General features: G+C 58.8%; 13 protein-coding genes. 12 read left to right on the top strand and 1 reads right to left on the bottom strand.

From position 1 onward, the window contains the following. Position 1: 1 nt before the first annotated feature. The 12 genes from J7557_RS12630 to J7557_RS12575 all read left to right on the top strand — a co-directional run bounded on the left by J7557_RS12630 (position 2) and on the right by J7557_RS12575 (position 13,904). Positions 2–442, top strand: coding sequence for a DUF3168 domain-containing protein (locus J7557_RS12630; RefSeq protein ID WP_291420424.1), 441 nt, complete (start codon positions 2–4; stop codon positions 440–442). Between the two features lie 17 nt (positions 443–459). Further along, positions 460–909 (top strand): phage tail tube protein, encoded by a 450-nt coding sequence (locus J7557_RS12625; RefSeq protein WP_291420423.1) that lies wholly within the window; start codon positions 460–462, stop codon positions 907–909. Next, on the top strand, positions 909–1,277 hold the full coding sequence (locus J7557_RS12620) for a gene transfer agent family protein (RefSeq protein WP_291420422.1): 369 nt from the start codon (positions 909–911) through the stop codon (positions 1,275–1,277). Before J7557_RS12625 ends, J7557_RS12620 begins: the two co-directional genes overlap by 1 nt. Positions 1,278–1,303: 26 nt before the next feature. Then, entirely contained in the window at positions 1,304–1,570 is a 267-nt protein-coding gene (locus tag J7557_RS12615) for a hypothetical protein (protein ID WP_291420421.1), read from the top strand. Between the two features lie 23 nt (positions 1,571–1,593). Further along, positions 1,594–3,897, top strand: coding sequence for a tape measure protein (locus tag J7557_RS12610; RefSeq protein ID WP_291420420.1), 2,304 nt, complete (start codon positions 1,594–1,596; stop codon positions 3,895–3,897). Beyond that, a complete protein-coding gene (locus J7557_RS12605; RefSeq protein ID WP_291420419.1) occupies positions 3,894–4,616 on the top strand; it encodes a hypothetical protein in 723 nt (240 codons plus the stop codon). The genes J7557_RS12610 and J7557_RS12605 overlap by 4 nt, the downstream gene beginning before the upstream one ends. Next, complete coding sequence (locus tag J7557_RS12600) at positions 4,613–5,200, top strand: hypothetical protein (protein ID WP_291420418.1); 588 nt, start codon at positions 4,613–4,615, stop codon at positions 5,198–5,200. Before J7557_RS12605 ends, J7557_RS12600 begins: the two co-directional genes overlap by 4 nt. Further along, the gene (locus J7557_RS12595) at positions 5,197–5,742 is read left to right on the top strand and encodes a hypothetical protein (protein WP_291420417.1); all 546 of its coding nucleotides are present in this window, start codon (positions 5,197–5,199) and stop codon (positions 5,740–5,742) included. Before J7557_RS12600 ends, J7557_RS12595 begins: the two co-directional genes overlap by 4 nt. Before the next feature lies 1 nt (position 5,743). Then, entirely contained in the window at positions 5,744–7,798 is a 2,055-nt protein-coding gene (locus J7557_RS12590; RefSeq protein ID WP_291420416.1) for a hypothetical protein, read from the top strand. A 67-nt stretch (positions 7,799–7,865) separates the two neighbouring features. After that, entirely contained in the window at positions 7,866–10,136 is a 2,271-nt protein-coding gene (locus J7557_RS12585; protein WP_291420415.1) for a hypothetical protein, read from the top strand. Positions 10,137–10,238: 102 nt separating this feature from the next. Continuing rightward, positions 10,239–12,419: a hypothetical protein gene (locus J7557_RS12580; RefSeq protein WP_291420414.1), complete on the top strand. Its 2,181-nt coding sequence runs from the start codon at positions 10,239–10,241 to the stop codon at positions 12,417–12,419. A 534-nt stretch (positions 12,420–12,953) separates the two neighbouring features. After that, positions 12,954–13,904, top strand: coding sequence for a hypothetical protein (locus tag J7557_RS12575; RefSeq protein WP_291420413.1), 951 nt, complete (start codon positions 12,954–12,956; stop codon positions 13,902–13,904). Positions 13,905–14,333: 429 nt separating this feature from the next. Here J7557_RS12575 and J7557_RS12570 read toward each other — a convergent pair whose 3' ends face one another. After that, a complete protein-coding gene (locus J7557_RS12570; protein ID WP_291420412.1) occupies positions 14,334–14,579 on the bottom strand; it encodes a hypothetical protein in 246 nt (81 codons plus the stop codon). Positions 14,580–14,598 lie beyond the last annotated feature (19 nt).

The following is a 14,598-nucleotide window of genomic DNA, read 5'->3' as shown; positions in this document are numbered from 1 at the left end:
CATGGAGCCGATCTATGAACTGCGGCTGGCGGCGCTGAACAAGCTCCGGCAGGTGGCAGCGCTTACCGCGATCGTTGGGACGAAGATCTATGATCGTGTCCCCGAGAAGCAGGTTGCTGGGCAGCTCGTGCCTGACGTCACCAGCCCGTACATCAGCCTGGGGCCGGTGACGGCCTCCAGCGACGACGCGGACTGCATCTCAGGCTTGGAGATCACATTCCAGATCGACGGTTGGTCTTGGGGCTCAGGCCTTGCCTACAGCTCTGTTCAGGCCAGCCAGATCGCCGGAGAAATCCGCAAGGCTTTGCACGACGTCGAGCTCGAGCTTTCGGTCAACGCTCTCGTGTCCATCCGGCATGAGCTTACCCGCATCCTTCGCGAAAGCGACGGTATCACCAACCATGCCGTGGTGCAGTTCACGGCCGTGGTCGAAACCAACTGACATCATAGGAGGCCACCATGGCCAAGCCAGTCACTACCAAGGGTGGCCTGATGCGCGTATTGCTCGGCAATACCGCTGACCCCATCGTCTATACCGCGCCCTGCGGCCTCACTTCTAAGTCGCTGACCATCAGCAAGGGCCTGGAAGAGGTCAATATTCCCGACTGCAACGATCCGACGGCCATTGACTGGCTCGGGCGCGATGCGACCAGTCTCAGCATGTCGATCGAAGGCGAGGGCGTTCTCGCTCAGGCCGCAGTCGAAGCTTGGGCTGATGCCGCCGAAAGCGCCGATCCGGTACCGGTGAAGATCGAGCTCGAATTCCCGACCACGACCTGGACGTGGACGGGCTTCATGCACCTCGAAAGTGCGCAGTTCGGCGCTCCGAGTAACACCGGCCGCGTCACCGTCAACATCTCTATGCAGAGCGATGGCGAGATGGTCCGCACCTCTGCGGCTACGACCTAATGTCGCGTTCTGGCAAGACGCCGCCCCTCGACTGGGCCGACGGCACCTATGAGTTCGCCCTGAACTGGGGCGAACTGTCTGCGCTGCAGGATGCGTGCAACGCCGGCCCTTTCGTCATCCTCTCGCGCCTGGCTGCGAGTCAGTGGCGTTTGGAGGACGTCGCCACAACCATTCGGCTGGGGCTGATCGGCGGCGGCGTTGAGCCACAGAAGGCCCTGAAGCTGGTCCGCACCTATGTCGAGAGCCGTCCTCAGGATCTCGTGCTGAACGCCTCGTTCGCCCGCGGTATCCTCGAAACCGCGATCATGGGGGCTCCTGAAGAGGCTCCGGGGGAGCAGCAGCCGGCGACGGGGAAGACGAGCGACTAGACGATCTGCCGAACAATAAGTTTCGGATGTCGCGCATCTACGCCGCCGGGTCTGCAATGGGCTGGACCGCCGAGCAGGTGGACCAGACGTCGATGTGGAAGTTCTGGGCTTCCTGGTTTGGCTACATCCGAGCCAACACCCCCAAGCACGGCAACAAGCTCACCGAGAGCGAAAAAGACTACATCTGGGAACGCATGCAGCAGATGGATGCGGTCACCGAGCAGGTTAGCACGCAGACCTACCTTTGGGACGGGGCATTCCGTCCTCAGGGCGTCCAAACCTTCGTCCCCTAGGCGTCGATCTGCACTGAGGCACCATGGCAACTGATATCGAGCGCCTGATCGTCTCTTTGGAGGCGTCGACGGCGAAGTATGAGCGCGCGCTGGTCAAGGCAAACCAGCAAACCGATCAGCGCGTTCGTGCCATGCAGGCCCGTTTCGACAGCCTGGGCAACAGCGTCAGCAAGGTCGAGCGCGGCATTGTCGGCTCGCTCGGCACTGTGGGCCGCGCGTTTGGCGTGCTGGGCATCGCGCTCACGACGACATCGATCGTCGCCATGACGTCGGCTTGGACTGATCTCAATTCCCGCGTTACGAACGCCGCTGGCGGCCTAGATCGCGGCGCCGCAGTGCTCGAGCGGCTTTCTGAAATGGCGCGGCGCACCTATTCCGGACTGAACCAGACGGCGGAATCGTATCTCGGCAATGCTCAAGCGCTCAACGCGCTTGGGTACAGCACCGAGCAGCAGCTTGACCTGGTCGAGAGCCTGAACAACGCTTTGGTGATTTCGGCGGTCCGCGGCGATCGCGCGAAGTCTGTAATGGATGCCTGGTCGAAAGCCATGGCCGAAGGGAAGCTGTCGGGCGATAATCTCAACACCATCATCCAGTCGGGCGGACGCTTGTCGAAGGCTCTCGCCGACAGCATGGGTGTATCGGTCACTGAGCTCCGCAAACTGGGTTCAGAAGGCAAGATCACCACTGACGTGATGTTCGGTGTGACCAGTCAGCTCGAGCAGCTTCGCCTGGAAGCCGAAGCCATGCCAGCGACGGTGAGCGATGCGTTCGTGCTGCTGAGCGATTCCGTCATGGTCTTCGTCGGTGAGGCCGACAACGCGGTTGGCTCAAGTACTGCACTGGCTGAAGCGCTTATCTCGGTTTCGGACGCGATCAAGAATGCTCCGGATGAGGCGTGGTTCGATAAGGTCTTTGGCGCTCTCGGCGACGAACTGGCCCGCACCATCAAGGATGGTCAGCGCGAAATCGAGTACATCGCCAAGATCCTGGAATTCATGGCGCAGCTGGGGGATTCCCCGGCCGATGCCCTTGTCAGTCTCAACCAAGAGATGGGCGGGGCGGTTCGGACGGCCGAAGAATACGAGCTCGCGCTCACGGACGCCGAGCAGGCGCTCGCCAACCTTGCGACCAACACCAAAGGGCGGTTCGGCGAAGTCGATGCCGCCGTGCAGGATCTCTTCGCGCAGATCCTGAAGGGCAGGGGCAGCGTTGAAGCGGCTCACGCCGCTGTCGACGAACTCGCTAAGGTCAATCCTGAGTTCGCCGAGCTGAAGGCGGGCGTACTGAGTGTCATCGATACCTTCTTCGCCATGCGAGATGCGGCGATTGCGGCCCGCGATGCTGCGGCGAATACGACGACCGACCTCGGGAGCAGCCCGACATGGCGTCAATTCAATAAGGAGTTGGGCCCCGACCTGTCGAACGATGGTGCTCCGGGTGGCCCAAGGCGCCCGCCTTCATCTGGCGGCAGCGGAGGCGGCAAGTCGGCCGGCGAGAAATACGGCGAGTCTGTCGAGCAGTTCCAGCGGCGCATCGAGATGCTGAAGCAGGAGACGGCTTTGACGGCCGCGCTCAATCCGCTGCTGAACGATTATGGTTTCGCAAAAGAACGATTGAAGGCCATCCAGGAGCTGGAGAACGCGGCAACCCGCGCTGGCATCACCATCGGAGCAGAGCAGCGTGCCCAGATCGAGCAACTGGCGGATGCCTATGCAACTGCGACGGCCGACGCTGGTCGCCTGGCTGAAGCGCAGAACATGGCGAAGCAGTCTGCCGAGGAATTGGCAAAGGCAGGCAGGGATGCTCTCGACACCATCATCGACGGCTTCCTCGAAGGAAAAGACGCCGGGGAGTTGCTGAATTCAGTCGTAAAGGATCTCGGCCGCAACTTCTTCAAGATGGGCCTCGACCTCATCGGCGGCGGGATGAAATCGGGAGGCTTCAATCCCCTTGGCTTCCTTGGCGGCCTCTTCGGCGGCCGTGGTTTCGCTAGCGGCACTGCCAACACTGGCGGTCGCAGGGGTGAGCCGCAGGGCATTGTCCATGGTCAGGAAGCGGTCATTCCGCTGCCTGCCGGCGGCAATGTGCCGGTCGATATTCGCATGCCGTCTCTGCCGTCTGCCCAGCCACAAGCGCTTCAGGTTCACATCGTCACGGATGACGAGAAGTTTGGTGCCTATGTCACCGATACCGCCGGAAAGGTTGTGGCGCAGTCGGCTCCTGGCATCGTCGGGGCATCGGTGAGCCAGGCCAACAAGACGGCGCCCGCGGCGCTGGCGAAATATCAGCAGCAGCGCGGCGGCGGGGATTACAGGCTATCATGACCGATATCATCCACTGGCCCGCCGAGCTCCTGACACCAATGTCGTCACCCTTTGATCCGACGCCCTTCACTCGGAGCGGCGGTCGGTCGCTTGGCGGCGTTGCAAGGTTCACTCGCACCGATCGGGGGTTTTGGACGGGCAGCCTCAACAACATCGCTTTCCGCCGGGGGAAGCAGTTCGAGCAGGCCCGAGCGTGGAATCGCATTCGCACCGATCTTGGTGGGCAATCCGGATTGATCGCCGTTCCAGTCTGTTCAACCCGCGTGTGGGCCGCGACCGGCTTTACCGACTTTACGCCCGGCCTTTATCCGCATGATGATGACACGCCGTTCGGTGACGACACCGAATATTACGAAGGCGCCGTCAGGCTAGAAATGGCTGCTTATGCCCCGTTGAGTTCAACCGTGGTAACGCTTCGCCTTTTGGCTGGCACGGTCATTGAGGGCGTTCGCTTCAGTTACCAGCACGCCATGTACGAGACTGGCTCGCTGATCGAGCAAATGAGCGAAAACACGTACCGCGTTCCGGTCTTCCCGGCCATTCGACAGGCCATCCCTGCCGATGCTTGGCTTGAAGCCGACCGGCCGACCCTCCTTTGCCGCCTCGCGACAGACAACGAAATGAACATCGAGTTTCCCGCTGCCGGCATGCCGCGCCCTTCAGTCAGCTTCATTGAGGCTGTCGATGTGTGGAATGACTTAGCTCTTGAGGGGGCATGATGGCCATAAAATCGCTGAAAATCCTAATCCGGATGACCTTTCCGGATGACAGCGTCGTGCGCCTTCATGATGGCGCCGGTCCCTTCGTCGATGAAAATGGCGACTTCTGGCAGGGCGCCATGCTGACGGAAGGGCTGGACGAAATAGAGCACGCCATGAACGGCGAGGCTGCAACTTTGCTCCTCGGCATTTCGAGCGTGTCGACTGACGCTTCAGGGCTCGCGTTCGAAGAACTCGAAAACAACAATGTCATCGACGGCAAGGTGCAGTTTCTTTTGCAGGAGCTGGACCAATGGGATCAGCCGATCGGCGTCCCCGAAATCAAGTTCACCGGTACCATCGACAATATGCCGATGGCCGACGTGGCGTCAGAAACCAGCATCACTTCCAGCATCACGCTTGAGATCACCAATCGATTCAGCCTTCGGAAGTTGACCAGTGGCGCCGTGCTTTCAGACGTCGACCAGCGTGCGCGGTCCCGTTTCCTCAATCCCGCAGCGTGGGCACTGGGCCAGTTTGATCGGTTCTGCGAGCGCATCCCTGGCCTTTCTGACAAAACGATCCGCTGGCCGCGCTTCGCATGACGAGCTCAAATCACTGGCAAGAAATCCGGACGCTTTGGAAGGCGGCCGAGGAAAGACCCGTCGCGACCAGGCATGTGGTGCAAGTTCTTCGCCGGCATTTCCATGAGGCCGGAATCGTCGAGCGCATGGCCGCGTTCGAAGACTTCGTTCGGCAGACGAGCATTCAGGGACAGGTTAACGGCTTCCGCTGGGGTGCTACCGACTGCTCGCTCATGGTGGCCGACTGGTGCCTAGCCAATGGCCATGACGATCCGGCGGCCTCATGGCGCGGCCAGTACGGTGATGAAGCCTCCTGCCGCGCCCTCGTGGCCGAACGTGGCGATTTGGTCGCAGTCCTAGATGCGTGTGCGATCTCAGTGGGTTTGAAACGCATCCATGAGCCCGAGTTCGGGTGCGTGGCGGTTGTTGGCTCGAAGTCAAACGCAGAGCGGCAATGGGCCGCCATTTGGAACGGCGCGCGCTGGGCTGTGTGGCTGGGCAACGCTGACGGCGTGCAGTGGCAACCGATGATGGCCAAAGGCTTGACGATGTGGAGGGTATAGGATGCCGGAGACTATCGCCGCATTCCTTCTGCCGTCCCTTATTCAGGGGCTCGGCGCTATCGGCATTCCGATTGCCACCATTGCCGCAATCTCCCCGGCACTGGCCCTTGGTGCGTCATACCTATTGCTCGGCGGCGTTGCGCTTCTGGCATCATCCGTGTTCACGCCGGCGAAGCCGGATGCTCCTAAGCCAGAGGACGGAAAGTACAATCTCAAACAGTCCGTTCCTCCTCTCACCTATGTTCTCGGTAGGGTGAAGAAGGGCGGGGACTATGTGTTTCTTGAGGAGACCGGCGGCGTGGCTTACCACGTCACGGTTTTGGCGGCGCACCACATTCAGGGCTTTGTCGTCCATTTCCTCCATGACGAGTCTGTCGGGCTCGGCGTCGGCGGCTATGTGACGTCGCCTGCTCATTTCGATAGCCAGGTGGCAATCGGCACTAGAGTAGGCGATGACGACTCCTCGGCATACGACAGCATTGTCGCCGCGTTCCCTGGTATCTGGACAGACGATCATCGGGGCGACGGACTGGCCACGGTAGCGATGATCGTTCGGTCCGTGGCGGCTGAGGATCTACAGTCGGTCTATCCCAACGGCATGCCGGTTCACACGGCGATCATCGATGGCAATGACAGGATTTATGATCCGCGCACTGATAGCTATGGGTATACCGACAATCTGGCTCTTCATCGGCTATGGCATTTGACCCATCCCGTTGGCGGCAAACTCACCCTCGACGACATTCATTTGCCTGATTGGATTGTGGCGGCCGATGTCTGCGACGAGACGGTGACGAACCGCAGCGGCGGTACCGAACCACGCTATCAGGGTGGCTTTTGGTTCCGCGCCGACAATGATCCTGTCGCTGTCGGTCGCATCATGGATCAGGCCGCCGAGCTGGTGCTCTACGAGACCCCAGAGGGCAAAGTCGGGGTGCATCCTGGCGCGATGGTGCTGCCCGACATTCGTCTCACTGAGAACGACATCATCAGCGTCAACTATGACCCAAACAAGCGCAAGGGCACGACCGTTCTCGCTGTGCGTGGCCGGTACACTGACCCTGAAAAGGGCTTCAATACCGCTGATGCGGCTATCTATGGAGTGCCCTATCCTACCGATGATGAGCGCACCAAGACCGTAGGAAACCAGGCGGTCCAGCGGCACAACCACTGTGCCCGCATCCAGAAATTGGCATACATCCGCGCTAACGCCCCACGGGTAACCGTCAAGGCGCACTACGAACCGGCGAAGTTGGTTCCCTATCGGCGCTTCGTCAGGGTCCACGTGCCGCCGAAGATGGATGAGGCGATTGTCGAGATCATCGGCCAGCCCAAGATGTCGCTGCGAGGCTTGACGATGGAGTTCGAGGGGATCGTCGTGCCCTTCGATCTCTACGAGTTCAACGCGGTGACCGAAGAGGGCATTCCGGGTGCCAATGTCACTCCAGTTGAGCCGGAAGGCGTTCCGCAGCCTGAGGATTTTGCCGTCACAATCCAGACGGAAGATGTTGGAGGCGGTGCCTCTGCCGCATTTGGTGAGGCCACATTCACCCTGCAGAGCGAAACGTTCCAATACCAGGTTCAATGGGAGCCGACTGCAGGCGGCACGGCGCAATCTGTCACTGGAGACGCGGGGCAGATCAGTGTCAGGACAAACGTTCTCGCCGACGGTGTGCAGTACAAGTTCCGAGCGCGGACATGGTCCGCTGGGGCGCGCTCCGAGTGGACGGACTATCAGATCCTCACTGCCGTCGCTGATCCGACGCCCCCAGGTGTTGTTACTGGCGTCTCGGCGAGCGGCGGAGCGGGGCAGATCACGTTCAATTGGACCGCTCCCAACAGCGTCAACTACGTCGGGGCGCGCCTCTATTGGAACACTAGCAACACCATGACCGGCGCCACGCTGGCAGCCACGGAATACGGCGCTCCCAACGCTGCCGACAATCGCATCATCACCGGCATTTCCGCCGGCACCCGGTACGGCTGGATCGTTGCCATAAACGGCTCGGGCGTTGCAGCAAGCCCAGTGGCCACTGGCGCACTGACCGTCACCTGAAAACCGAAAATCGAAGAACTGAAGAGCCTGGCTTTCAACGCCGGGCCGATTTTACATGGAGCCATCGATGGCCGTTCTGACGCCCGCCAGTGTTTATGCCCCCGGACGTAAACCGCCAAAAGCTGAGATCATCCAGCTTCTTGAGCAGATCATGGGCTCTTCCAATGCGCCTGCCGTTGTGAAGCAGACCAAGGCTGCTCTCGATGCGGTGACGCCGGCCAGCGAAAACTATGGTGGCCGCGTTCTCAACGATCCTGACCCGACGAAGAATGGCGACTACTTCCGCTCGGGCGGCATCTGGGTTTGGGGTAGGGGCTTCCCTGACACCTTTGCGTCCGTCACGCTGGCCGGCCCCGCCGATGCGCAGACCGGTGATGCTGCCTCTGGCGTAAACCCTGCAACGGTGTTGCTGTTCTTCGCCGCTGTCAGCACCGAAAACACAGGCCCGATGACGCTGTCGATTGCTGGAGAAACGCCGCGGGCTGTCCTGAATGCCGCTGGTAATCCCCTCGCAGCCGGCGAGTGGAAGGGGTCGGTCGTATTCTTCATCAATGACGACGGCGATTATCAATTGCTGTTCGATGCCGGGGCCGCGGCAAGTGCGGCACAGAGCGCATCGGATGCTGCCGACGCCCTGGCGGCGATGCTTGAGCTCTATCTCGGGCCGTATCCGGACGATACGGCGGCTTCGGCTGCCGCAGGCACGCCTGTCGTCGGCCAGATGTATTTCAACACCACTGACGGCAAGTTCCGGGTCTGGAATGGCACTATCTGGCAGGACCAGAGCACGGGTCTCAGTGACGGAGAGGTGACCGAGCCCAAGATCGCCACCACCTTGGCGAACCAGATGGCACCGAACGTCGCCACACGGTCGGCGCTAAAGGCATTGGACACCAGCCGCTACCAGTTCGCGTATCTGGGCGAAATTGGCCGACAGGGCATGTTTCAGTGGCACTCCAGCGATGTTTCCGCTCAGGTGGCGCGGCGATCTGTGGCAAGCACCAGCGTAGATGCCGGCACCGATGTCATCACTAGTGCAGGGCACCGGCTCAAGACTGGTGATGCTATTGTGCCGACATCTGCGATCGATGGTCTTTCGGCCAACACCTTCTACTACGCCATCAGGGCGAGCAGCAGCACCTTTAAGGTCGCTTCTTCCCGCGCCAATGCTCTGGCGGGAACGGCATTCAACCTGACAGCCGCTAGTGCGGTGACATTCAATGTCGTCCCAGACGATCTTGAAGGTGAGGTGATCGTCAAATCCGGTGCTGCCAAGAACGGGTCTGCCGGTGCATGGCTGCGCTGCAAGGCGGTGCAGGGTGAATATTTGGCCCAACACTTCGGCTTGGTCGTGGGGAACAGCAGCGACAATTCAGAGCCGATTGCCGTTGCCATGCATGTGGCTGAAGAGGCGGGTGGCGGGCTTGTTCGCCTGCCGGCGGGCAGCATTTACATGACGCGCACCATCATTGCTCGCCGACTGGTGTTTCTTGAGGGCGCCGGCAAGCAGGCAACGCGCCTAAAATGGTACACGACGGCGCCGCTATATGGCATCGATGCCTTGGACGCGTGGACGGACGGCGCATATCCCTACGATAGAACCATCTGTGGTTTTAGCCGATTTACCATCGACGGCCTCAACACAACATCGCCAAGCGACTTCGTTGGAGTTCGCTTGGGCAACAACCACAGGTCATCCCCCATCCTCAGTCAGATGGTGGTCGCTTTTTGCCCGAACCACGGCATTCTATTCGATGCCGACAACTGGAACATCGATATTATCGATGTCGAGATCGATAGTTGCGCCAAGTATCGCAGCAATGCCGCCGGCATTTTCAAGAATCCTGCTGTCACCGATCTGAATCACGTCAATTTCACTCGCGTAAGAGTGGAAGGGTGCGGGAATGGCACGAGCGCGGCTGGGGGGATAAATGCCTCGACTACCACCCTTTCTACCAACCGTGGGTGGCAGTTTACCGACTGCCAGGCGGAGGGGAACTTGGGTTCGTCTGAGGTGCTGTTCTCCAACATGCGCGGGATGTACTTCACCGGATGGTACATGGAGGTCATCAACGTTGGGTCGCACACCGTTGGGATGGAATTCAACAACTGCACCGGCCTTATCTCGGGTGCCCAGATTATCGCAGAAGCTGGGTCGCCCGTTACGGCCATCAAAGTGTCCAACAATTCTAGCCGCTTGGTGGTGATGGCTGTGGACTTCGGTTCCGAGTGGGATTGGCTGATAGATTCCTACAATGCGTCCGTAATTCGCTATGCCCAGCTAGTTGGGTCGGCCTCAAATCGGAACAATGACACTTCGACCATCACTGCTATGTAGCCATGCAACGCTCTGCGTTGGCTCTCGATGACCCGGTCACTGACACCTAGACAGTCCTGAGCAATCCCGGCATTAACACCGTACATTCGGAGTAAAGTGCATATGGTGTTTCGCGCCGCTTTTCTTATTGCAGTTACAGTTTCCGGTTTTTGCAGCTTGGTCTATCAGGTCGTTTGGGACCGCCTCGCGCGCTACAATTTTGGCGGCGATAACACGTCTGCTTCGATCGTGATTGCCGTGTTCCTTCTTGGGCTGGGCCTTGGCGCTTACTTTTTCTCTCGCGTCCGCCGTCGGCATCTGACGGTATACGGACTGGTCGAGATTGGGATTGGCCTTTTTGCCCTAGTAAGCTTCTCCGTCATTGGGAGCCTATCTCAAACCCTTGTCGAGGTTTTTCGCCCTGGGATGGGTGACGTCGGGGGAATTCGCATCCTAACAATCGTTGGCTGTGCGCTTTTCTTTCTGCCACCTTGCATTTTGATGGGGGGTACGCTCCCTTTGATGTTCGCAGGTTTCTTTGCACGGCAGCGGCTCAGTGGGCAGGCGCTGGGGATGGTGTACGGCCTGAACATTCTTGGTGCCGTTACGGGGACCTTCGCGGTCCCCTATCTCCTACTAAACAACCTCGCTATCCCAGACGCACTTGCTGTTGCCGCGTCTCTTAACGTAGCGATTGGCATCGTTGCCATCTTGCTGGACTATTGGGTGCCGACGGCACCGGATATCGAGGATGCGGTCGCAGAGATTGCGCCGAGCGATCTGGCAATCCCGGCCTCACTTTGGTTGACCTTCCTGACAGGGTTCTTCACCGCGATGGTTGAGGTGGTGTTCATTCGTCAGGCGTTCGACCTGTTGCCAGGCGCTCCGTACAACTTTGCGTTCGTAATCGGTACGGTCCTTTTCGCCCTTAGCTTGGGAAGCATTCTGCTCCCAGGGCGCGCTTGGGTTCTGCGAAACCCTCCGGTTGCGGTGGCCGGAATGCTCGGCGCCGCAGCGGCTTTCTTAGTTGTCTCTTGCATACTTGCACAGGCAATGGTCTCTTCCCGCATCTTGGTGCCGGACCTGGAGAGACTGGGTGCCACATGGGCTTACTATATGGTTTTGTGCTTCCCAACCTTCTTCTTTCTGGGCGGCATTTTCCCACTTCTGTGTTCCGCGGTCAGAACAGAAAACATAGCCCGCCACACCGGTCGGATGTATATCCTTAACAGCTTGGGGGCATTTCTAGGGGCGGCGCTTTTCCATTTCGTCGGTAGCGAGACTATCGGCGCGCGGAATTCATTAGTCCTGCTGGTCCTAGTCACTTTGGCAACCGCTGCCTGGCTGGCCTCCACAGCGGATCGTCAGCGACTGCCAGTCTGGTACGGAATGGCAGCAGGCGTTCTCCTTGCGTTCATCCTATTGCCGCTTGAGCACTTACTTTATGGGCCTAGCGTCGCCCGTGCCCCTACTGCTTTTATCCAGGAGGGTAGCTCTGGCATCGCTGCGGTCACATGGGAGAGCAACGGCACGGGCGAGGCCTATGTGAACGGCCAAGGGATGGGGCAGCTTCCAACCGAGCCTAAACACTACCTACAACTGGGTGTTGCATTGAGTGCTCATCCTGAGCCTAAGCGGGCTTTGGTCTTGGGGCTGGGATCAGGCACCTATGTCAGAGCGCTTCTCTCCTTGCCGTCCATCGAAAGCGTTGTGGTCGTTGACTGGTCTAAAGAATTGCCGCGACTGCTGGCTCGCGAGGATGTGACACAGAGAATTGGGGATACTGTTTCAGACCACAGAGTTACAGTGGTTACTGGAGATGCGAGGCTCGCCGCGGCTGTGCTCCCAATCAACAGCTTTGATCTTGTTCTTGATAATTTGGTCTATCCAACATGGGTGGGCGCGACGGGCGTACGCACCCCTTACTTCTTCTCGAAGATTGCAAACTTGCTCACTGATGACGGCGTTTATGGCATCACCACAAACTACGCTAGGTGGCGGAGCGACATACTCGCGGGCCTGCTGGCCAGTTTCGACCACGTCTACGAGAATGAGGTCGGGCACATGGTTGTGGCAGCAGATATCGACGTTTCGCGCCCCGGTTTCGCCGTGATTTCCACAATCGCGTCAGAAATGGCTGAAAAATCAGGCATGACGGCAGCAAGTTACCAAGAGATGCTTAGAAGTGGCTTGATGTCGTTAAAAGCGACAGATATTGCCGCAGCACCTTTTCAGGAAGATCGGGTATTCTCAGAATACTATTACACTTTTGACGAGTTCCTCACTTTCTTACCGCGATTTTGAGAGTTCGTCTCTAGTATCTTCCTGTGGTGCAACCGCGCCGCCCCTTTGGGGGCTTTCCCGCCGCAGCGTCCAAGGCTTTGCTGACTTCGAACTCGCCCTGGGCGCTGTCTATGAATGGCTTACTGACGGCGCCGTCTGTAACGTTCGACAGGTCGAGCATGAAAAGCCTCCCATCGTTCCTCTATTGGGATACGCGGCGGCTTTGACGGTCATCAATGTCACTTCGGTCGAAGTGTGCGACGATGCGCAGAGCCCGTATCGATCGAACTTATCGAGGCCACAAAGCGTTGATTTAACCTGTCGTTGACAAATTGTCAGGCTTCACTAGGTTCCGCTCACTCAGGGGGATTCCAATGACCACTCAACCGACGCACACATCTTCGTTGGCAGACAAGCTTAACGAGCTGATTTCTGCCGGTCTGGTCACGCCGATGCCGTTGCCGTCGTCAAATGACTTTCCGACTGCTCGTGTTGTGCTGCCGGTTTATGACTCGACTGGCGTAGGTGCCCCCACATTGAACCAAGGTGGGGCGAATGGCAGATTGGCACGAGTTACTGAACGAGCTTAATGCAGAGCAGCAAGAGCATGCCATGCTCGCGAACACGACGATGGATCGTGTTCGCAGGAAGTATCTCAAAGCACTGGCCGACCTTACCGGTCGCAATGTGATTGCTTATTACTCCGGCTTTCTCACGAAGGGCGGTGTGGAAGGCATCGATATCAACGACGACGACATCAACTCCTTTATGGCCTGCATCCATGGGATGGACAGGTCAAAGGGTTTGGATTTGGTGCTCCACACACCGGGCGGCGGCATCGCAGCCACGGAGTCCTTGACCACCTACCTGCAAAAAATGTTCGGGAACGACATCCGAGCTATCGTTCCCCAAATTGCCATGTCGGCGGGCACGATGCTCGCTCTGTCATGCAAGTCTGTTCTCATCGGAAAGCACTCCTCGCTTGGCCCTATCGACCCGCAAATTGGAGGAATTCCTGCGGATGTCGTGGTCACTGAGTTTGCCCGTGCCTATACTGAGATCAAGGAGGACATCACCAAGGCTCACGTATGGGGGCCGATCCTCAACCGATACACACCATCGTTTCTAACTCAGTGTGAATATGCCGTCGACTGGTCGAAGCGGTTCGTAAGGGACAGCCTAGTGGCGAACATGTTCTCGGCTGAGCAGGATCCTGGCGCCATGGCGGATCAGGTTGTGAATGCGCTTTCAAGTGCGGCCGTAAACAAGGCGCATAACAAGCACATTCATTTCGACAAGCTGGCAGAGTTGGGGATCAGGGTAGAGGCGCTGGAGGATGATCAGGCGCTTCAAGATGCGGTCATGTCAGTGCATCACGCATTTGCTCACACCATGTCCAGCACGACCGCGTTGAAGGTGGTCGAAAACCACGAAGGGAAGGCTGCGGTGCGTCACGTGCAGCAGCAGATTCCAGCACCTCAGATTTCGTTCGGCGCTCTACAGTAATTTTCCGAAGTCCTGACAAGGACGACAAGGACGCCGGACAGCGCAACGATCAACCAAAGGCCTCGCTTCTGCGGGGCCTTTTCTTTTCGAACATCACAGGAGTTCCCGGAGGCAGAAAAGCCGCCTCTCGTGACCTCTGTTGGATCACGCGGCGGCTTTGGGGTGAGCATCCAGCCAAGCGGTCAGCGTCAAAACCGGGCCAGATGCTCGGCTCTATGAACTGCGTTCAGGGGACTTGGTTCCCGACAAAAGAGAAAGGCTCCGACCGCCCTCACAGTCGAAGCCTCTCTTGCCGGTAGGTCCGTCGCAACGGGCTCTCAGGTATTTTAGTTCCGTGAAACTGTCACGAAAAAGCCCCGGTCTAGCCGGGGCAAGGTAGGAATAGTCCAGCGTCCGGGGACATGGGGCGCTGAGCAATCAATGCATTCATCAAGAAGAAGGTTCCGCCTCTTCCCAGAGTGGCCGATAGAGCCTGACCATGTTGGTCTGGCCGTCCTGAACCCAATAGACGCGGCAAAATAGACGGCTGCGGTTTTGGCCGCCTCGCACGCCTTTCTCTCCCAATGCCAGCATCGCCGCCTCTTCAGGTGAGCGGGCATCAACTATGTGCTCTGGCTCGATGACGCCAGAGCGCAGATCGATGACGCGAAAACTTGGCAAGGGCGATTCCTCCATTGTGATGGACGTCCGTAGC

The organism is Devosia sp. (genome assembly GCF_017744655.1).
Lineage (GTDB): Bacteria > Pseudomonadota > Alphaproteobacteria > Rhizobiales > Devosiaceae > Devosia.
The sequence above is the reverse complement of the archived record's forward strand: the minus strand, read 5'-3'. Positions and strand labels throughout refer to the sequence as shown.